This is a genomic window from Arthrobacter zhaoxinii (assembly GCF_024385505.1).
GTDB classification, from domain to species: Bacteria; Actinomycetota; Actinomycetes; order Actinomycetales; family Micrococcaceae; genus Arthrobacter_B; species Arthrobacter_B zhaoxinii.
The window spans coordinates 615965-634754 of sequence record NZ_JANFLT010000002.1; the positions used below are offsets into that span (position 1 = coordinate 615965).

At 66.7% G+C, this 18790-nt stretch carries 21 protein-coding genes and 1 other RNA gene; 9 read left to right on the forward strand and 13 right to left on the reverse strand.

From position 1 onward, the window contains the following. The first annotated feature begins 52 nt into the window (after positions 1-52). Positions 53-472, forward strand: coding sequence for a CoA-binding protein (locus NNX37_RS06540; protein ID WP_255791484.1), 420 nt, complete (start codon positions 53-55; stop codon positions 470-472). Here the strand turns inward: NNX37_RS06540 and NNX37_RS06545 are convergent. Next, positions 469-1302: a DUF1206 domain-containing protein gene (locus NNX37_RS06545; protein WP_255791485.1), complete on the reverse strand. Its 834-nt coding sequence runs from the start codon at positions 1300-1302 to the stop codon at positions 469-471. The genes NNX37_RS06540 and NNX37_RS06545 overlap by 4 nt on opposite strands. 120 nt (positions 1303-1422) lie before the next feature. Here NNX37_RS06545 and NNX37_RS06550 point away from each other — a divergent pair, with 120 nt between their 5' ends. Continuing rightward, the gene (locus tag NNX37_RS06550) at positions 1423-1809 is read left to right on the forward strand and encodes an MmcQ/YjbR family DNA-binding protein (RefSeq protein WP_255791486.1); all 387 of its coding nucleotides are present in this window, start codon (positions 1423-1425) and stop codon (positions 1807-1809) included. Beyond that, a complete protein-coding gene (locus tag NNX37_RS06555) occupies positions 1806-2381 on the forward strand; it encodes a DUF1990 family protein (RefSeq protein ID WP_255791487.1) in 576 nt (191 codons plus the stop codon). Before NNX37_RS06550 ends, NNX37_RS06555 begins: the two co-directional genes overlap by 4 nt. Here the strand turns inward: NNX37_RS06555 and NNX37_RS06560 are convergent. From NNX37_RS06560 to NNX37_RS06580, 5 genes are all read right to left on the reverse strand, one after another. Beyond that, positions 2357-2893: a GNAT family N-acetyltransferase gene (locus tag NNX37_RS06560; RefSeq protein WP_255791488.1), complete on the reverse strand. Its 537-nt coding sequence runs from the start codon at positions 2891-2893 to the stop codon at positions 2357-2359. The genes NNX37_RS06555 and NNX37_RS06560 overlap by 25 nt on opposite strands. 140 nt (positions 2894-3033) lie before the next feature. Further along, positions 3034-5337 (reverse strand): phosphoribosylformylglycinamidine synthase subunit PurL, encoded by a 2304-nt coding sequence (purL, locus tag NNX37_RS06565; RefSeq protein ID WP_255791489.1) that lies wholly within the window; start codon positions 5335-5337, stop codon positions 3034-3036. Next, complete coding sequence (gene purQ, locus NNX37_RS06570) at positions 5334-6113, reverse strand: phosphoribosylformylglycinamidine synthase subunit PurQ (RefSeq protein ID WP_407079930.1); 780 nt, start codon at positions 6111-6113, stop codon at positions 5334-5336. Before purQ ends, purL begins: the two co-directional genes overlap by 4 nt. Beyond that, a complete protein-coding gene (gene purS / locus NNX37_RS06575) occupies positions 6113-6367 on the reverse strand; it encodes a phosphoribosylformylglycinamidine synthase subunit PurS (RefSeq protein WP_255791490.1) in 255 nt (84 codons plus the stop codon). Before purS ends, purQ begins: the two co-directional genes overlap by 1 nt. A 124-nt stretch (positions 6368-6491) precedes the next feature. Beyond that, a complete protein-coding gene (locus tag NNX37_RS06580) occupies positions 6492-6725 on the reverse strand; it encodes a hypothetical protein (RefSeq protein ID WP_255791491.1) in 234 nt (77 codons plus the stop codon). Between the two features lie 185 nt (positions 6726-6910). Between NNX37_RS06580 and NNX37_RS06585 the strand changes: the two genes are divergently transcribed. Together NNX37_RS06585 and NNX37_RS06590 are read left to right on the forward strand one after the other, a co-directional pair. Then, positions 6911-7375 carry a DUF4442 domain-containing protein gene (locus NNX37_RS06585; RefSeq protein WP_255791543.1) on the forward strand — a complete coding sequence of 155 codons (465 nt, stop codon included), beginning with the start codon at positions 6911-6913 and terminating at the stop codon, positions 7373-7375. Beyond that, a complete protein-coding gene (locus tag NNX37_RS06590; RefSeq protein WP_255791492.1) occupies positions 7368-7598 on the forward strand; it encodes a hypothetical protein in 231 nt (76 codons plus the stop codon). The genes NNX37_RS06585 and NNX37_RS06590 overlap by 8 nt, the downstream gene beginning before the upstream one ends. Here NNX37_RS06590 and NNX37_RS06595 read toward each other — a convergent pair whose 3' ends face one another. Genes NNX37_RS06595 through NNX37_RS06605 form a run of 3 tightly spaced genes read right to left on the reverse strand, consistent with a single transcriptional unit; the run spans position 7599 to position 9608 of the window. After that, on the reverse strand, positions 7599-8117 hold the full coding sequence (locus NNX37_RS06595) for a hypothetical protein (protein WP_255791493.1): 519 nt from the start codon (positions 8115-8117) through the stop codon (positions 7599-7601). Positions 8118-8163: 46 nt separating this feature from the next. Continuing rightward, positions 8164-8688, reverse strand: coding sequence for an SRPBCC domain-containing protein (locus tag NNX37_RS06600; protein WP_255791494.1), 525 nt, complete (start codon positions 8686-8688; stop codon positions 8164-8166). After that, positions 8631-9608, reverse strand: coding sequence for a 3-methyladenine DNA glycosylase (locus NNX37_RS06605; protein ID WP_255791544.1), 978 nt, complete (start codon positions 9606-9608; stop codon positions 8631-8633). The genes NNX37_RS06600 and NNX37_RS06605 overlap by 58 nt, the downstream gene beginning before the upstream one ends. 126 nt (positions 9609-9734) lie before the next feature. Between NNX37_RS06605 and NNX37_RS06610 the strand changes: the two genes are divergently transcribed. Further along, complete coding sequence (locus tag NNX37_RS06610) at positions 9735-9950, forward strand: hypothetical protein (RefSeq protein WP_255791495.1); 216 nt, start codon at positions 9735-9737, stop codon at positions 9948-9950. A 76-nt stretch (positions 9951-10026) separates the two neighbouring features. On the opposite strand, the gene NNX37_RS06615 is transcribed toward NNX37_RS06610, so the two are convergent. Then, positions 10027-11313 carry an aspartate kinase gene (locus tag NNX37_RS06615; RefSeq protein WP_255791496.1) on the reverse strand — a complete coding sequence of 429 codons (1287 nt, stop codon included), beginning with the start codon at positions 11311-11313 and terminating at the stop codon, positions 10027-10029. Between the two features lie 217 nt (positions 11314-11530). On the opposite strand from NNX37_RS06615, the gene NNX37_RS06620 reads away from it, so the two are divergent. Both NNX37_RS06620 and NNX37_RS06625 read left to right on the forward strand, forming a co-directional pair. Then, positions 11531-12466, forward strand: a complete 936-nt coding sequence (locus NNX37_RS06620; RefSeq protein ID WP_255791497.1) for an ABC transporter ATP-binding protein — start codon at positions 11531-11533, stop codon at positions 12464-12466. Further along, positions 12463-13518: an ABC transporter permease gene (locus NNX37_RS06625; RefSeq protein WP_255791498.1), complete on the forward strand. Its 1056-nt coding sequence runs from the start codon at positions 12463-12465 to the stop codon at positions 13516-13518. Before NNX37_RS06620 ends, NNX37_RS06625 begins: the two co-directional genes overlap by 4 nt. A gap of 46 nt (positions 13519-13564) precedes the next feature. Here NNX37_RS06625 and recR read toward each other — a convergent pair whose 3' ends face one another. The 3 genes from recR to ffs form a co-directional block, all read right to left on the reverse strand. Then, the gene (gene recR, locus NNX37_RS06630) at positions 13565-14161 is read right to left on the reverse strand and encodes a recombination mediator RecR (protein ID WP_255791499.1); all 597 of its coding nucleotides are present in this window, start codon (positions 14159-14161) and stop codon (positions 13565-13567) included. Positions 14162-14263: 102 nt separating this feature from the next. Beyond that, a complete protein-coding gene (locus NNX37_RS06635; protein ID WP_255791500.1) occupies positions 14264-17278 on the reverse strand; it encodes a DNA polymerase III subunit gamma and tau in 3015 nt (1004 codons plus the stop codon). Positions 17279-17355: 77 nt separating this feature from the next. Then, positions 17356-17451, reverse strand: an RNA gene (gene ffs / locus NNX37_RS06640) — signal recognition particle sRNA small type. Between the two features lie 248 nt (positions 17452-17699). On the opposite strand from ffs, the gene NNX37_RS06645 reads away from it, so the two are divergent. Further along, the gene (locus NNX37_RS06645) at positions 17700-18491 is read left to right on the forward strand and encodes a glucosamine-6-phosphate deaminase (RefSeq protein ID WP_255791501.1); all 792 of its coding nucleotides are present in this window, start codon (positions 17700-17702) and stop codon (positions 18489-18491) included. Positions 18492-18790 lie beyond the last annotated feature (299 nt).

Sequence of the window (18790 nt, forward strand, 5' to 3'; positions counted from 1 at the left end):
GGACGGGCGCGTAAGCTGGATTCCAATCACCGGCTCAGGCAAAGGAAAAACTGTGGTACACGTCAATGACCCTGCAGTAATCGAACGGCTGCTCCGGAACAAAGCGGCACGGTGGGCGGTAGTGGGCCTGTCGAACAACCCGCTGCGCCCCGCCGTCGGCGTCTCACGCTTTGTCCAGGACCATCTGGGCATGGAGATCATCCCGGTAAGCCTGAAGGGCGACGACGTCCACGGCAACAAGGGTTACCGGAAGCTGGGTGACATTCCGGGAAGCATCGATGTGGTGGACTGCTTCGTGAACTCCGCCCGCGTGGGTGACATTGTGGACCAGGCCATCGATGCGGGGGCCAAGGCCGTTTGGCTGCAGCTCGGCGTGGTGGACGAAGCCGCCGCTGCCCGCGCCGCGGCGGCAGGGCTCGACGTCGTGATGGACGCCTGCCCGGTGATCGAAGCTCCGCGCTTCGGTCTCTAAAGCTTGGCGAACCGGGCGCGGATAATCCCTATGTAGAGCCCGTAGAGCATCAGACCCACTCCCACCGCGGCCAGCGCCACCACGCCGTAGGGCTGGTCGCGCAGAGTGTGCAGCGCGCCGTCGAGGCCGGTGGACTCCTCCGGGTCCGCCTGCACCGCGGCCACTGTGAGCAGCACCCCCAGGATGACAAGCGACACTCCCTTGGCAATAAAGCCGGCCACGCCGGTGATGTCCACGGCCTTTGACCATAGCCCGCCGGGGACGCCGGTGAGGTTCCGGCGGAAGCGGCGGGTGGCTCCCTTGAAGATGAAGTAGCCGCCGATCCCCACCACAACCAGCCCGGCGAGGCCCAGAATCCATTGGCCCGCCGGTACCGCCAGCAGGCGGGCGGTCCAGCTGACCGAGGAAGAGCTGCCGTCGTTGCTGCCGCGGCCCAGGGCGAACGAAGCGAAAATGGTTCCGATACCCCCGTAAACGAGCACCTGTCCGGCATTGCTGGCCCGGTCCTTCCAGAGCTCCTTGTCCTTCAGCCGCTGTCCGGCAAGGAAGATGCGGCTGAGTTGGAACAGCGCCAGGGCGTAACAGCCGAGGAAGCAGAACCAGAGGAGTACGTACCCGGCGGGCTGTTTGGCCACAGCGGCTACGGCTCCGCTGGTGTCCGCGTTGCCGGATCCTCCGGCGTTGATCTGCAGGGCGATCGCGCCGATGACAATGTGCACGATCCCGCTCGCCATGTAGCCCACCCGGGCGAACCGCTCAAAGGCCGTGGAATCGGCGGCGCGCTCGGCGGCCTGGCTGACGGGGCCGGTACTGCGGTTGTTCTGCTTCAAACCGTTTTGTCCTTCGCTCCGCTGCCGGCATGCCCGCAGCTTTCCTACCTGTTCCTCCCATCCTGCCACCCATGGGCTGCGTCAGTGCCACCGCACGGACGGCAGCGTTAGGCTTTCCCCATGGATGCGGGTGAGCTTAAGCGATTGTGCCTGTCCCTGCCCGGAGCGTTTGAAGATTTCCCCTTTGGACCGGAGTCCTCGGTCTTCAAGGTGCGGGCCGCCGGCGGCAAAGCGAAAATGTTCGCGCTGGCGGCGCTTGAAGGCGAGCCCCTGATGACCAGCCTGAAGTGCGAACCGGAGCTGGCGCTCCAGCTGCGCGCCGCGCATCCGGAGATCACCGGCGCCTGGCACATGAACAAAACGCACTGGAACCAGGTGGAAGTTGCCTCCGGCCTGCCGCACGGCATGATCCGGGACCTGGTGGAGGACTCCTATGACCTAGTGGTGGCCTCGCTGCCGCGCAAGGACCGGGAATCACTCGAGTGGAAGGGCCTGGCGGGCGGATGAGGGGGCGCGCTGACTTTACCTATGCGGAGCAGGGGAAGACCGAGCGGCCCTATCCGGCGCCGATGACAGACCGTTGGCCGGACGGCTACCGGCTGGTGCTGCGCAAGGAAGAACTCAAGGTGGACGATACCCGGGCCGGGTTCCTCCGCCTGACCAACGGGCTGCTGAACTGGGACCTGCACCGCCGGGCGGGGCTGTCCGTGGCCCCCGGCACTCCGCGCGCCGCCCCCGGTGCCGACATGGCGTCCGGCGTCGGGTTTTGGCGGGTGCGCTACTACGCGCCGTGCCGGGTCATCTGGGTCTCGGACGCAGTGCTGGACGACGACGGCGCTGCGGTCCGCGGGCAGCGCAGCGGTTTTGGCTACGGCACCCTCCCCGGACACCCGGAGCGCGGCGAAGAAGGCTTTTATGCCGAACTGGACGAGGACGGCCGGCTCTACTTCCGGATCGCCGCGTACAGCCGCCCGGCCAACCGGGTGGTCGCTGCTGTGAACCCGGTCAACGTGCGCGTCCAGCAGTTCTACACCAACCGGTACTTCGCGGCAGCCTACCGGCTGGCCTCCGGAAGCTGATCCCGCCGCAGGCTGAACCGCAGCACGATTGTGCTTTCCTCCACCGGCAGGAATCCTGCAGTGAGCAGCACGGACTGGGACGCCTCGTTGGCGGGTTCGGTGTACGCCGTGACCTCGTCCACCCCGGGCTGGTCCAGGATGAAGCGTGTCAGGGCAATGAGCGCCTCGGTGGCGTAGCCCTGCCCCCGGCGGGACGGGACAACGTTATAGGTGACCTCCACGGCGTTCTCCAGCGGGACCCCGTCAAAACCAATGGTCCCCACCACCAGGGAGGTGGAGCTCTCACGGATCAGCCGCATGCCGAAGGCGGCCGCCGCCGGGGTCAGGAGGCCCGCTTCAAAAGCCCGCCGGGCGGCGTCGTGATCCGCCGGCTGGGGGAAATCCTCGCTCCAGTCCGGTCCCCGCGTCTTGATGATGAGGGCGTCCACCTCGGCGACCGTCATCAGCTCCAGGGACAGGCGCTGGGTGGGGATGCCTGCGTCCGCTGCCAGGCTCTCGGGGATTATGCTCACGAGCTAATTTTGCACGTACTTTCGGGTTTCGCTTCATTCCGCGCTCCGGACGCGCAGGCACTACCGGTTCCCGTCGTCTTCGCCGGCGAAAAGCCGCACGGACCCGGCAGGCGATGCCGGGCCCGTGCAGACAGGTATTGCTAGCCGAAGTGCTTCGGCAGGGTCCCTTCGTGGGCCGCCTTCAGCTCATCCAGCGGCAGGACGAAGTTGCTCTGGAAGTCCAGGGCGCCGATCTCGGTGTCCACCACGCCGATCCGGGCATGGGCGAAACCGCGCGCCGAGCACATGTCCTTGAACCGGACTTCCTCGCTGCGGGCGACCGCGACGACGGCGCGGGCCTGGGACTCGGAGAACAGCAGGGTGAACAGGTCCACACCGTCGCGTTCACACACCTCGCCGAGGCCGATCCGCGCACCGACCCCGAAGCGCAGGGCCATCTCGGACAGTGCGGCGGCGAGGCCGCCCTCGGAGAGGTCGTGCGCGGCGTCGATCATGCCGTCGCGGGAGGCATTGACCAGCAGTTCGCCGAGCAGCTTCTCGGCCTGCAGGTCCACCTTCGGCGGCTGCCCGCCCAGGTGTCCGCGCAGGTTCGCATATTCTGAGCCGTCCAGCTCGTCCTGCGTGGTGCCCATCAGGTAAATGGCCTGCCCGTCCTGCCGCCAGCCCGACGGCGTGCGGCGGGCGACGTCGTCGAACACGCCCAGCACACCCACCACGGGGGTGGGATGGATGGCGACGCCGCCGGTCTGGTTGTAGAGCGAGACGTTGCCGCCGGTGACGGGCACACCGAGTTCGCGGCAGCCGTCGGCCAGCCCGCGGACGGACTCGGCGAACTGCCACATGACCTCGGGGTCCTCGGGGGAGCCGAAGTTCAGGCAGTCGGTGACTGCCAGCGGCTTCGCTCCGGCGGTGGAGACGTTGCGGTAGGACTCGGCCAGGGCCAGTTTCGCGCCCTCGTACGGGTTGAGGTAGGAGTACCGGCCGTTGGCATCGGTGGAGATGGCCACGCCCAGTCCGGTGGTTTCATCCACCCGGACCACACCGGCGTCGTCCGGCATGGCCAGGGCGGTGTTGCCCTGTACATAGCGGTCGAACTGGTTGGTGACCCAGGACTTGTCGCACATGTTCGGCGAGGCCATCAGTTCCAGGATGGCGTCCTTGACCGCGGCGCTGCCGAAGGGCCGTTCCGCGCTGAAGGAGTCGGCGGAGATGCTGTCCTGCGCGGCCGGGCGGGTCATGGGGCGCTGGTACACCGGGCCCTCGTGGGCCACGGTGCGCGGATCCACGTCCACAATGGTTTCGCCGGCCCAGTCGATGATCAGCCGGCCGGTGCCGGTGACCTCGCCGAGCCAGGAGTACTCCACGTTCCACTTGTCCATGATCGCCTCGAACGCTTCCACGTTCTCCGGCGTGACCACTGCCATCATGCGTTCCTGGGACTCGGACATCAGGATCTCGCCGGGGGTCAGGGTGGGATCGCGCAGCAGCACATTGGTCAGTTCCACGTGCATGCCGCCGTCGCCGTTGGAGGCGAGTTCCGACGTCGCGCAGGAAATGCCGGCGGCGCCCAGGTCCTGGATGCCCTCCACCACGGAGGACTTGAACAGTTCCAGGCAGCACTCAATGAGCACCTTCTCCGCGAACGGATCACCCACCTGGACAGCAGGGCGCTTGGACGGTTTGCTGTCGTCGAAGGATTCGGAGGCCAGCACGGAGGCGCCGCCGATGCCGTCGCCGCCGGTGCGGGCGCCGAACAGCACCACCTTGTTGCCGGCTCCGGAGGCGTTGGCCAGCCGGATGTCCTCGTGGCGCATTACGCCCACGGCCAGCGCGTTGACCAGCGGGTTGCCCTGATACACGGAGTCGAAGACCAGTTCCCCGCCGATGTTCGGCAGTCCGAGGGAGTTGCCGTAGCCGCCGATGCCGGAGACGATGCCGTGCACCAGCCGGGCGGTGTCCGGGTGGTCGATGGCGCCGAAGCGCAGCGGGTCCATCACTGCCACCGGTCGGGCGCCCATGGAGATGATGTCACGGACAATGCCGCCGACTCCCGTAGCGGCGCCCTGGTAGGGCTCCACGAAGGAGGGGTGGTTGTGGGATTCGACCTTGAAGGTCACGGCCCAGCCCTCGCCGATATCCACGACGCCGGCGTTCTCACCGATGCCCACCAGCAGGTGTTCCTTCATTTTGTCGGTGACCTTGTCACCGAACTGCTTCAGATGCACCTTGGAGGACTTGTAGGAGCAGTGTTCGGACCACATGACCGAGTACATCGCCAGCTCGGCCGCGGTGGGGCGGCGGCCCAGGATCTCCACGACGCGTTGGAATTCGTCTTCCTTCAGCCCGAGCTCGGCCCAGGGCAGCTCAGTGTCCGGGGTGGCGGCGGCATGCTCCACAGTGTCGATGCGGAACTTCTTCTGTGCAGCGTCAGTGGAAACGGTCATGACTTGCCTCCGGCAACGAGCGAGTTGAGGACTGAGCTGAAGATGCGGAGCCCGTCGGTGCCGTATCCCAGCCCGACCTCCCCGTAGGCGGAGGAATCCGGACCGAAGCCGGGTTCGACGGCGTGTTCGGGGTGGGGCATCAGCCCGACGACGTTTCCGGCGGCATTGGAAATGCCGGCGATGCCACGGCGGGATCCGTTGGGGTTTGCGCCGTCGTACCGGAAGACCACCCGGCCTTCGCCTTCGAGCTCGTCGAGCGTTTTTTCATCCGCGACGTACTGGCCGTCCTGGTTTTTCAGCGGAACAACCATGCCGGCTCCGGCCTCGTAGGCGTTGGTCCAGGCCGTGGTGTTGTTTTCCACGCGCAGCAGCTGGTCCGCGCAGGAGAATTTCAGGTGGTTGTTCTTGATCATGGATCCGGGCAGAAGGTGCGCCTCGGTGAGGATCTGGAAGCCGTTGCAGATGCCCAGCACGGGCATGCCGCCGGCTGCGGCGTCCACTACCTTTTCCATGAGCGGGGCGAAGCGGGCAATGGCGCCGGCGCGCAGGTAGTCCCCGTAGGAGAACCCGCCGGGAATGATCACGGCGTCCACGGACTGCAGGTTCGCTTCGGCATGCCAGAGCCCGACGGCGGTGCCGCCGGCGATGGTTACGGCACGGGCGGCGTCGCGGTCATCGAGGGTGCCGGGGAAGGTGATGACGCCTACCCGGACCGCGCGGAGCGCGTCGTTTTCCGGGGCGACGGAAAAGTCGCCGATCAGGGGTGTACTCAAAATCAGGCCTCCGGGATAACTTCGACGCGGGTAACGTCTTCGATCACGGGATTGGACAGCACGGTCGCGGCAGCGGTGCGGGCCTGCTCCAGGACTTCGGGGGTAACCTCCCCGTCGACGGTGAGCTCAAAGCGTTTGCCCTGGCGGACTCCGGTGAAACCCGTCAGTCCCAGGCGGGGGAGCGCCCCGGCAATGGCTTTGCCCTGCGGATCGAGGATCTCGGGCTTGGGCATGACATCAACAACGATCCGGGGCATCCGGCAACTCCTGTGAACGAGATGGGTGGCCGCGGACCTTGCCGTCTCACGCTGATTCAGCGCTCCGCGAGCTTGCAGGACTCATTCTAGCGGCGTTACATACGTTACGGTGACGGCTCCGAGCTCAGGCCGGGATCTCCAACTGGAAGCCGCAGGCACACCGCAGCACGGTGGTTTCGAGCTGTACATCCACAGGTTCCTGCGGCATGGATTCCACAGTGATCGGTTCGAAGATGGAGCGCTGCCGGCTGTCCCGGGGCTGCATGGGTTCGCCGCAGTGCATGTAGTCGGCGTCGTCGGACTCGAGGATCCCGCGGGCCCAGAGGTATTGGTCCTCGGGGCTTGCTTCAATCGACATTTTTCGCTTTCAGGTCGGTGCCGGAACTTCGTCGTCCGGAAGAATACTAAGCATGCTTATTCATAATAGGCCATGAGGTGCAGGGCCAGATGCAGGCCGGGGCCGTTGTGTGAGCTGGATTACCTCTGGTTAGAGTGGGGGCCGTGAGACTCCTACAAGCAAGTCCGGCCACGGTTCGCCGGCTAATGAACGTGTGGCCGCCCTTTGCCTTTACCGGCATTCGGATCACCCGATTGGACCCTGAATACCTGGGTGTCTCTGTGCGGCTGCGGTCCTACTGGTGGAACAAGAACGTGGCCGGCGTGCATTTCGGCGGCTCCCTGTTCGCGATGACGGACCCGTTCTGGATGATGATGCTGCTCCACCACCTCGGCCGTGACCACGTGGTCTGGGACCGTGCCGCGGAAATTCAGTTCCTGAAGCCGGGAAAGGGCGAGGTGCGGGCCGAGTTTGTCCTGGACCCGGCCGACGTCGAACGGCTGCGCAAGCTGGCTGCGGGCGGGGAAAAGGTCCTTGAATGGTTCACGGTGGATGTGACCGACGGCAGCGGCGACGTGGTTGCCCGGATACGGAAGCAGGTGCATGTGCGGCGCAAACGGGACCGCACCGGCGTGCAGGAGCCCAGCGGAACGGCGGCGGCTCATGAATGACGGCGCCAACCCGACCATCCCGGCCGCCGAGACATTCCTGGTTTCCGGCATCGCCGCAGGGCTGCTGCTTTTACTGGTGTGGGCGGTCATCCGTCTGGCCCGCTCGAGCGCAGTCACTGCCGGGGAGCGGCTTGGACTGCTTCTCTTCTGCCTGATATTTCCCGTGCTGGGGCCCATTTGCACGTTGGTGATCCTGTCCCGCCGGGAAAGCGTGCGCCGGTAACTAGAGGGTGCCGTCCGCGGGGCCCAGCAGGGCGGTAAGCCGCTCCCAGCGGGAAATCTGGCAACCGTCAGTCAGGGAGAAGGTTGTGTCCACGACCTCGCCGCGAACCATTCCGGTGACATGCGCACGCTGCATGCCGCGGATCTCCTGGGTGCACATCAAGCCCGCCGCCGGCTCCGCGAGGGCGACGGTGCCCTGTTCCGCGAGCAGGGCACAGGCGCCGGCCGGGTCCGGAACGGTCGATCCGGCCAGGGGCCCGGCGCCGTCGCACTGCAGGGTCCAGGTGCTGCTCGTCGTCGTTCCGTCCGCCTTGAATTCGACGGTCAGCGAGACCGGTGCTGCCGCGGACGGCGTGGGGGATGCCGGGGACTGCGATTCCGCCGGGGATGCCGGGGACTCCGTGGACTGCGGCGGCTCGGCGGAATTGCCGGAATTGCCGGCATTGCCGCCGCAGGCTGCTAACAGAACGGCTGTGCACAACAGCAGGGGAACTAGAACGGTTCCTTGGATGTTGCGCACAGAGTGGCCTCCATTGGTAGCGGAGCCACCAGCCTAGCCAACACTGTCAAGCAGGGCCGGGCGAGTCTGCAGCCGCCTCTGCCTGTGCCTCGAAGTAGGGTCCCTGGCTGGGGAAATAGTCATTGAAGTCCGGGGCCGGATCGCCGCTGCGGGCGGCCAGCAGCCGGTCCAGATAGTATTCCCAGCCCGGCCCCACGCTGGAGACGGCCTGCGGGTCCTCCAGATGGTGGATGAAGTCCAGTGCGCTCCCGGCCGGATCGTCACGGAGCCGGATTTCCAGGTCCCAGCTGCCGTATTCATCCTCCACCAGCAGGCGCAGCAGTTCCGGAGAAACGCAGTCTGCAATGCGGACCCGGCTCCAGGGCAGCCCCTCTTCGAAGAGCATCTGCAGGTCAACGGTGTCGCCCCTTCCCGGGGTTCCTTCCCAGCGGCCGAACCACTGGGCCGTCCGGTCCGGGCTGGTGAAGCTGGGCCACACCGCTGCCGGCGGTTCCGCGAACCGGCGTTGAAGAATCAGGTCGTAGGTCTCGGCGCCGGTACGGATAACCCGCCCGCTTGGTTCTGGCTGCATAGCTGCTCTCCAAAGGGTTCCAGCAGGCTCAGGATGCGGGCCCGCAACTGCTGCGATTCCTCGGCGAAGCCGCGTTGAGCGGCTGCGTACTGGGCCCGGCCGGCGGGCGTCTCTACGGCAATCGGGGTGTAACCCCAGTCAGCCAGGTCATAGGGGGAGGCGCACATGTCCATTTCCCGGATGCGCCAGGAAAGCTCGAAGGCATCCATCACCACCTCGCTGGGCAGCAGCGGCACGAGCTTGTACGCCCATTTGTACAGGTCCATGTTGGCGTGCAGGCAGCCGGGCTGCTCCAGGTCCCGCTGGTTTTCGCGGGTGGGCGTGAGCTCGTTCAGCGGCACCGCTTCCGGAGTGTAGAACCGGAAGGCGTCGAAGTGGGTGCAGCGGATTTTGCTGCGCTCCACCAGCTCGTCGGTGCCCTGGGCGCCGAGCCGCAGCTGCAGGTAGTCGTGCCGGATCCCGTTGTCCTCGGACTTGTAGGCCATGGCCCACTCATGCATGCCGAAGCAGCCCAGCACCGGCCGCCTGGCGGCCGTGCGGGAAAGCAGCATGGTGGTGAATCCGAGGGCATCGCCGCGCACCGCGGCAAACCCGTCCACATCCACGGTGACCGCCGGTGTTCCGCCGTCGATTCCCGCGGCTTCCCGCTCCGTCTCTGTCAGCGTCCGGTAGAACTTCCAGGCCGTGCGTTCCACTGTGGCCGGACCGGTCAGGACGACGCCGGCACCCGGGTGCCAGCGCAGCAGCTGGCCGGGTTTCTGGGAGTAGTACGTGAAGAGGAAATCCTCCACCGGGTGTTTCCGGCCGGCCGAGCGCCGGGCAAGGAATCCTTCGGTGAAGGGCCGGACGCGGGTTTCATGCGCCGCCTGGCGGGAAAGCCACTGGTCCTCAGGCAGGACGACGGGGCGGGCGGAAGCAATCACCGTTCCATTATCGCGGACAGCCGTACACCCGTCACCCGTTGGCGCGGATGGCGCCGCCTGCCGGAAACCACGGGCCCGATCATTAGTACGATAGGAGCAGGATGCCCGTTGGAAAGGTGCAGCATGGTTGAGAAGGAAAGCTTTGTAACCCGGTTCATGCGGACCACGGGCAAGGTGCGGCTGATCTTCGGACCGGCGCAGCAGGGGTCGCTGGATCATCCGATGACGGAGGAGAACCAGGCCCTGCTCAAGTCCCAGCAGGCGCAGGAAAAAGCTCTGTGGGAAACCGTGACCCGCGCCGACGGCAGCAGCTACATCGTTTCGCGCAAGCCCGAGTAAGCCCTCGGGAAGCACAGGAGGCCGGCACCACAGCGGGTGCCGGCCTCTTTTGTGCCTGGTTTCGGTTAGGCCGGCCCTAGCGCCCGGTGCCGCCGTACACCGTGGCTTCGCTGTCGCCGTCGAGCCCGAAGGCCGCATGCACCGCGCGCACGGCCGTGTCCAGCAGCTTCGCGCTGGTGACCACGGAGATCCGGATCTCGGAGGTGGAGATCATGTCGATGTTCACCCCGGCGTGGTGCAGGGCCTCGAAGAAGCGGTGCGAGACGCCCGGGTTTGAGCGCATGCCGGCACCGATGAGGGAGAGCTTGCCGATCTGCTCGTCATAGTCGATGCTGTCGAAGCCGACCTGTTCCTTGGCGGCGGTCAATGCGTCGATGGCTTCCTTGCCGTCGATGATGGGCAGCGTGAAGGAGATGTCTGTCTGTCCCGAGCCCTGGGTGGAGACGTTCTGCACGATCATGTCGATGTTGGAGTTGGCGCCGGCGACGATGCCGAAGATCTCCGCGGCCTTGCCGGGAATGTCCGGGACACCCACCACGGTGACCTTGGCTTCTGAGCGGTCATGGGCGACGCCGGAGATGATGGGCTGTTCCAAGGGTTCTCCCTCTTGAATCTTGATTTTGTCATCGGGGCTGGGCAGCACCCAGGTTCCCTCATGGGAACTGAAGGACGAACGGACGTGCAGTGGAACGCCGAACCGGCGGGCGTATTCCACGCAGCGTAGGTGCAGGATCTTGGCGCCGGAGGCAGCCAGTTCCAGCATTTCCTCGCTGGAGATTTTCTCGATCTTCTGGGCGCTTGAAACCACCCGGGGATCGGCGGTGTAGATGCCGTCGACGTCGGTGTAGATCTCGCAGACGTTGGCGGACAGCGCCGCGGCCAGGGCCACGGCCGTGGTGTCCGAGCCGCCTCGGCCCAGGGTGGTGATGTCGTTGCTTTCCTGGCTGATGCCCTGGAAGCCGGCCACGATGGCGATGTCGCCCTTTTCGATGGCGGTCTTGATCCGGTGCGGTGACACATCGATGATGCGGGCCTTGCCGTGGATTGCATCGGTGATCATGCCGGCCTGGCTGCCGGTAAAGGACTGCGCGGATCCGCCGAGCTCGTTGATGGCCATGGCCAGCAGAGCCATCGAGATGCGCTCCCCGGCGCTGAGCAGCATGTCCATTTCGCGCGCATTGCTCCGCGTGGTGATCTGGCCGGCCAGATCCAGCAGCTCGTCGGTGCTGTCACCCATGGCGGAGACCACGACCACCACTTCGTTTCCGGCGGCATGGGTATCCACCACGCGTTTGGCCACGCGCTTAATGCCTTCGGCGTCGGCCACGGAGGACCCGCCGAACTTCTGCACTATCAGGCTCATGCGTACGCTTTCTTCACTGTCGTTGTGGTTGCTGTGCCCGGCATCTTCGGCGTGGCAGGAACTGTGTTCCAAGGGAAAAGCGGGCGGTACCACCCGCGAGGCCCGTTCAGAAAGTCTATCGCCGCCGTCGTGCACTCCCGAAATATACGGACGTAACCTGCTGCCACCGGCGAGTCTGCGCCGCCCAGGGGCGACGGCGGACCCTAGGGTGGGCGCCATGGAGACGAGAACCGGCACCGGTGTGGTCGCCGAGGGCATCAGGCGCAGTTTCGGACGCGTCGAAGCAATCCGCAGGATGGACTTCACCGCACCCGCAGGGGAAGTCACGGCCCTGATCGGTCCGAACGGGTCCGGCAAGACCACCCTGCTGCTGATTCTTGCGTCCCTGCTCGCCCCGGACGGCGGCTCGGTGCGGATCAACGGATTCGATCCCCTGGAGAACCCGCTCGACGTCCGGGCCGGGATGGGGTGGATGCCGGACACCCTGGGCACCTGGGGCTCCCTGACCGCCCGCGAAATCCTGGTGACGGTGGGCGGCCTCTACGGCATCGAGCGTTCCGCGGCCGGAGAGCGGGCTGCCGAGCTGTTGGAGACCGTCCATCTCACCGACTTTGCGGACAAGCCCGCCCGGGTGTTCTCCCGCGGCCAGCAGCAGCGGCTGAGCCTGGCCCGGGCGCTGATCCATGACCCGTCGGTCCTGCTGCTGGACGAACCGGCGTCCGGGCTCGATCCGGGCTCACGGGTTGACCTGCGGGTGCTGCTGCGCCGGCTCGCTGCCGCCGGGAAAACGGTGGTGGTCTCCTCGCACGTGCTGTCGGAGCTGGACGAAATGGTGGACCGGGCGGTCTTCGTGGCCCGTGGCGAGACGGTGAAGACCCAATCACTGGCCGACGCCGGTGCACAGGAACGCTGGTACACCATCCGGTCCTTGAATACCGGGTCGCTGCTGCGGCAGATCGATGAGTTCCACATCCCCTACCGCCAGCGGGGCGGAGCGGACCGGCCCGAGGTGCAGGTCCGGCTGACCGGCGAAACCGCCGCAGCACAGCTGTTGCGGTCACTGGTGCAGGCCGACGTCGCCGTCACCGCATTCGGCCCCGCCGGCGGCGCGCTCGAGGAGACCTACATGAGTCTGGACGCTGACCGCCGATGAGTACGCAGACACTTCCTGCTCCCGCGCTTGGGTTCTGGTCCGGCGTGCGGTCGGTCTTCGCCCTGGAAATGAAGCAGCGGCTGCGCTCCCGCAGCTGGTATGTGCTGCTGATTGTCTGGTTTGGCGTGATCGGCCTGGTGGCCACACTGACGGCCCTGGGATCCTCCGCTGAAGTCGGGCCGCAGGGCCCGGTGCTCTATGAGCTGATGGTTGGCTTCATCCTGTTCTTCGGGCTGCTGCTGGCGCCGGCTCTTTCCGCCAATGCGGTCAACGGCGACCGCGCCGCCGGCACGCTGGCCGTCCTCCAGATCACCCTCCTGCGCCCCGGCCAGATCCTTGCCGGTAAATGGCTGGCCTCCTGGGTCGCGTCCATGGGGTTCCTGGTCGCCAGCATTCCCTTCCTGCTCTGGGCGCTGGCCCTGGGCGGTGTCCAGCCGCTGTCCGCAGTGGTTGCGGTGGTGATGCTGGCCGTGGAACTGGGAATCGTCTGTGCCGTGGGGGTGGGGGTGTCTGCTCTCGCCGCCCGGCCGCTGTTCTCCATAGTGGTCACCTACATGCTGGTCGCACTGCTGGGGCTGGGCACGCTGATCGCGTTCGCGCTGAGCGGCTTCCTCACCGAAGGGACCGTCAAGGTCAACAGTTCAACCTACTCCTACACTGCTGACGGCACGGAGGAATACACATGTTCGGGCCCGCTGACGGAGATACCCGTTGCGCACACGGAACGGATTGCCTGGATTCTTGCAGCGAACCCCTTCGTGGTGGTGGCCGATTCCACTCCCTCCACAGCGGAACCGGACGGGAACGGGGTTCCCGCCACTGGAGTAATGGAGGGGATCAGCGACACGGTGCGCCTGGCCCAGGCCGGACCGGAGTACAGCATGCCGTGCGTCAACGGCGACGTCCGCGGGACCAGCCAGCCCGACGTACCGCCGATCTGGCCGCTGGGACTCACGCTCCAGTCTGCGCTGGCCGCGCTGCTGGTGTTCCTGGGCAGGCTCAGGCTGCGGACGCCGGTCCGTAACCTCGCCGCCGGAACCCGGATTGCCTAGCGGTCGGTCGATTTCCGGTCCAGCGGGCCGGTCCGCCGGGGTTTGGCTAGGACATGCTCCGGCGGCCTTCAAAGGCACGGCCGAGGGTGATCTCATCCGCATATTCGAGGTCTCCGCCCACCGGCAGCCCGGAGGCCAGACGGGTGACCTTGATACCCAGGGTCTTGAGCATCCGCACCAGGTAGGTTGCCGTGGCTTCGCCTTCGAGGTTCGGGTCGGTGGCGATGATGATTTCCGAGATCTGTTCATCCGACAACCGGCTGAGCAGTTCACGGATGCGCAGCTGGTCCGGTCCGATGCCGGCGATGGGATTAATCGCCCCGCCGAGCACGTGGTAGCGGCCGCGGAAGGACCGCGTACGCTCCACGGCAATCACGTCCTTGGACTCTTCGACCACGCAGATCATGGTCGGATCCCGCCGCGGGTCCCGGCAGATGGTGCAGGTTTCCTGCTCCGTGACGTTGCCGCAGACGGTGCAGAACTTCACCCGGTCCTTGACCGTGACAATGGCGGTGGCCAGTTTCTTCATGTCATCCGGATCGGACTCGAGGATGTGGAACGCGATGCGCTGGGCGGACTTGGGCCCGACGCCGGGAAGACGGCCTAGTTCATCAATGAGTTCCTGAACGGCACCTTCGTACACGTAACCTTCTCTGCTGGGTTGGACTGCGTTTATAGCGGGGTTTATAGCGGGTGGTCGCTTACGGGCGGCTGCCGATGCCCCCGGGCGGGGAGCCTGCGGCGGTTAGCGTCCGTCCAGGCTGCGTTCCTCGATCAGGCGCCCGCCCAGTATCCGTTCGATCGCCTTACGCCCCACCATGCCGGAGTCTTCAAGCGTGATGTCATCCGCGCTGGGAACATCTTCGACGTAGGTCGAGTCTACTGGCCGGCCTCCCCGGACGGGGGCACCGCCGCCGCGCTGGGCAGCTTCGTTGAGCAGTTTCTGGTAGCGGCTTAGCGGCTGGTTCGGTGCACCGCCCGCGGCGGCGGGGGCCGCCGCTGCCGGGGGAGTGGACGTCCGCACAGGCGCCGCTGCGCCTGGCCCGCTGCCCGGTGCTGTCTTGGTCCCGGGCCCGGCGGTCAATCCGCTGGGAGGGGCCGACGTCGGCCGTGCCGCTGCGGGGGCACCTGCCGGCGTTCCCGGTGCCGGTGACGCCGACGCCGGCGACGACGAGGCGCCGCCGGACCGGGGATCCGATGCGGACCCCGGCCGGGAGGTTGATCCGGTGCCGGCCCAGTCGGTGCTGGCCCACTCGGAGTCCGAAAGGTGCCCGCCGGAGTAAACATCCACGGGTGCCTCGGCGGTTTCCCAGGCGTTGCTTTCCGGCGCGTCGTTGAACGGGTCGCTCGGCTCGTCCGGCCACGGCTCATCCGACGGACGATTTCCGGCGGACCGTGCTGAACGGCCGGCAGCGGGACCGCCGGTGCTGCCGTTCCTGCCGGAGTTGCCCCGGGCAGCGTTTCCGGGACCGGTTGGAGTTCCGGCGGCGGCGTTCGTACCGCCGGCGGGGTTGCCTGCACGTCGCCGGAGGGCAGCCGTGGCCGCGTTAACCGGTGCACCCGCTGCGGGTCCTGGCACCTGTGCGCCGGGCGCCGTCTGGACGGGGGAGGCGGTTTCCACCGGGGTAGCGGGGGCCGCCATCGGAGCGGAAACCGTAGCCGGAGCGGAAACTGCCTGGGCCTGCTGCGCGGGGGAGGCAGCCGTGGCCGGTGCCACCGGTACCTGGGCAGCAGGTGCCGAGGCTACCGGTGACTTGGCGGCCGGTGCGGATGCCGGCGGTCGCCGGCTATCGGCTTTTGGGCCCGACTCACCCGCTGACGCCGAGCTGTCATGGATCGGATTGATCTGGCAGTCCAGCGCCAGGACCTGATGGATCGCCTTGCGCAGGTTATCCAAGTGGTCGGGGCGGTTGAAGTTGGTGGCAGCGCCTGGATTGGTGAAGGCCAGTTCAAGGACCTTGCCGTCAAAGGCGCGCGGGCTGGAGTTTTTGCTGACGTTCAGCCAGGTGGCACGGCGGATGCTGGTCAGGGCATCCATGATTTCCGGCCAGGCCCGGCGGATCATCTCGATCTGCCCGGCGCCGGCCGCGGCGCCCTGTCCTCCGGCGGGTGCCGGCCGTTGCTGTGCGGGGGCCTGCTGTGCGGGCGCCGACTGTGAAGGTCCCTGCTGGGCCGAGGCCTGCTGAGGAGATGTCGGGCGGGACGGTGCGCCGCCGTTGGAGGACGCCGCATTGGATACCGGTGCCGCTTCGGCCGGTCGGTTGGCGGCAGGGCGGGAATCGTTGGAATCCTGTCCGGAGGCCTGCGGCGCAGCCGGTGAAGGTGCCTGCGCAGGAGTGGACCAGGTGCCGCCCCAGTCCAGGGAACTTCCGGCAGGTTTGGTGTCCTCCCGTGCTGCTTCCGGAGTAGCAGTGTCTGCTGCTGCTGCTGTGTCGGGGACGGGGGTTGCCGCAACGTCGATTCCCCGGGGTGCCGACGGAGCTTCGTCTACTGCAGGCGCCGAACCGGCCTGCGAAGCCGTGGGTGCGGCGGCGGGAATGGTGTTCACCGGAGACGCTGCAGCCGCGGCGCGGCCCATCGCCTCGGTGGGATCGCCTGCGTAGCTGAGCCGGCGCTCCAACCGGTCCACCCGGGCAGCCGTTCCGCGTTCGGCCTGGTCCGCCGCCGGAAGCAGGATGCGGGCGCAGAGCAGTTCCAGGTGCAGCCGCGGCGACGTGGCACCGGTCATTTCCGTCAGCGCGGTGTTGGTGATGTCTGCGGCGCGGGATAGCTCGCTGCTGCCCAGTTGGGTGGCCTGGGTCTGCATCCGGCTGATCTGGTCTTCGGGCATGCCGCGGAGCACGGTGGCTGCACTGTCCGGCATGGCGTTGACAATGATCAGGTCACGGAAGCGTTCCAGCAGGTCTTCGACGAACCGGCGCGGGTCTTGGCCGGTCTGGATGACGCGGTCCACGGCACGGAACACGGTAGCTGCATCAGCGGCGGCAACTGCGTCGACGACGTCGTCGAGCAGGGACACGGGGGTGTAACCCAGCAGCGAGACAGCCAGTTCGTAGTCCAGGCCGTCGGGGCCTGCTCCGGCCATGAGCTGGTCAAGGACGGAGAGGGTGTCACGCACGGATCCGCCGCCTGCGCGGATGACGAGGGAGAGGACGCCGGGGGCTACCGCAACATTTTCCTGGGTGCAGAGCTTTTCAAGGTATGCCAGCAGCGGTTCCGGCGGAACGAGGCGGAACGGATAGTGGTGGGTACGGGAACGGATGGTGCCAATGACCTTGTCCGGTTCCGTGGTGGCGAAGATGAATTTGATGTGTTCCGGCGGCTCTTCGACGATCTTCAGGAGGGCGTTGAAGCCGGCGGACGTGACCATGTGGGCCTCGTCGATGATGAAGATCTTGTAGCGGTCCCGGACCGGGGCGAAGGTGGCGCGCTCCCGGAGGTCGCGGGCGTCGTCGACGCCGCCGTGGCTGGCCGCGTCAATCTCGATGACATCGAGGCTTCCGGAACCGTTGCGGGCCAGCTCAACACAGCTGTCGCACTTGCCGCAGGGAACGGGAGTGGGGCCTTCAGCGCAGTTCAGGCACCGGGCAAGGATGCGCGCAGAGGTGGTCTTGCCGCAGCCGCGGGGGCCGGAGAAGAGGTACGCGTGGTTCACGCGGTTCTTTTGCAGGGCCGCCATCAGCGGCTCCGTGACGTGCTCCTGGCCGATCACGTCTGCGAAACTCTCGGGACGGTAGCGGCGGTAAAGGGCTGTACTCACAGATAGAAGCCTATCGGTTGGCACTGACGGTTTTTCCTCCGGCGGCAGGCACGGCGGAAACTCCACTTCCTCAAAAAATTAAAGACCCCCCATGCACCTGCCAGAGCCCGCTTACCCTTGCTACCTTCCGGTCCTGGGGGAGTTCACAGGATGACACCACATGAGGGGCCGGGAACCAGTCTACCCGAAAATTCGAGGCCTCGTCCCGCAGCCGTTTCCGGGCACCTTTGGGGGACGGGGAGCCATTCCCCGGGGTGCGGGGCGATACTGGAAAACCCGCTGGAACGGGAGTTAGGACGCGCCGTCTGCTCCCGTTTGTATCGCGAAAGGAAGCCCCGATGAATCCGCCCCTCGCTGGCCCGGAGAATCCCTCCCTATATAGGGTCCGCGCCAGGGCTGTCCCCGGAGTCGGAGCACCGCGGTGACACTTGCCCTATATACAGTCCCCGACGCCGCCGGGCTTGGCGCGCTCGGCGCCTCCTTTGTAGAGGTGCTGCTGCGGGACCGGCCGGAACCCGTGCTCGGGTTGGCGACAGGGTCTTCGCCGCTGCCCGCCTACCGGCACCTGGCGACCCGCGGACTGGACTTGTCCCGGGTCCGGGCGTTCGCCCTGGATGAGTACGTAGGACTGCCCGCGGGCAGCGAACAGTCCTATGCCGCCGTCATCGACAGGGAAGTCGTCCGCCCGCTCGGGCTGGACCCGGGCCGCGTAGCGGTGCCGGACGGAGGTGCGGAGGATCCGGCCCAAGCGGCCGACGCATTCGAACACCGGCTCGAACAGTCCGGGGGAGTCGACCTTCAGCTGCTGGGGATCGGGCACAACGGACACCTGGCTTTCAACGAGCCCGGCTCGGCGCTGGATTCGCGCACCCGCGTCGAGTGCCTGTCGGAAACAACGCGGCGGGCCAACGCCAGGTTCTTTCCCTCGCTGACTGAGGTTCCCCGCTTCTGCATCACGCAGGGACTGGGGACTATCCGGCGTGCGCGGCATCTGCTGCTGCTTGTGCGGGGAAAAGGTAAGGCCGGGACCCTGGAACGGGCACTGACCGGCCCGGTGGATGCGGACTGCCCGGCCTCCATCCTCCAGCTGCACCCGCGGGTCACGGTGATCGCTGACGAGGCCGCTGCCTCAGGGCTCGAGGGCCGGGAAGAAATCCTGCTGCCTGCTGAATGGGACAGGACCATCGGGGAACACGGCCCGGCCGGCGGATAGTGGGCGCCCAGCCAGTGTCCACATAACGACGCCGGCGGGCTGGGGTAAGTGCCGCAACGCACCCCCAGGGGAGCACCGGAATGCCGCCCGGAAAGACCATCAGGATCCGGTCCAGGGCGGGAGTCCGGCGTCACTGGAATCCGAGTTGCTGCTACGGACAAACGTGTGTAAAGTTTTAGAAGTCGCCGCGGCCGGGACGCTGGAAAAGCGCCCGAGCATGGCGGCCAAACCCCAACAAAAAACAGAGTCCAACCAGTGCGTGCCCTTCGCAGGGCCGATGGAAAAGACTCCGGTTGATG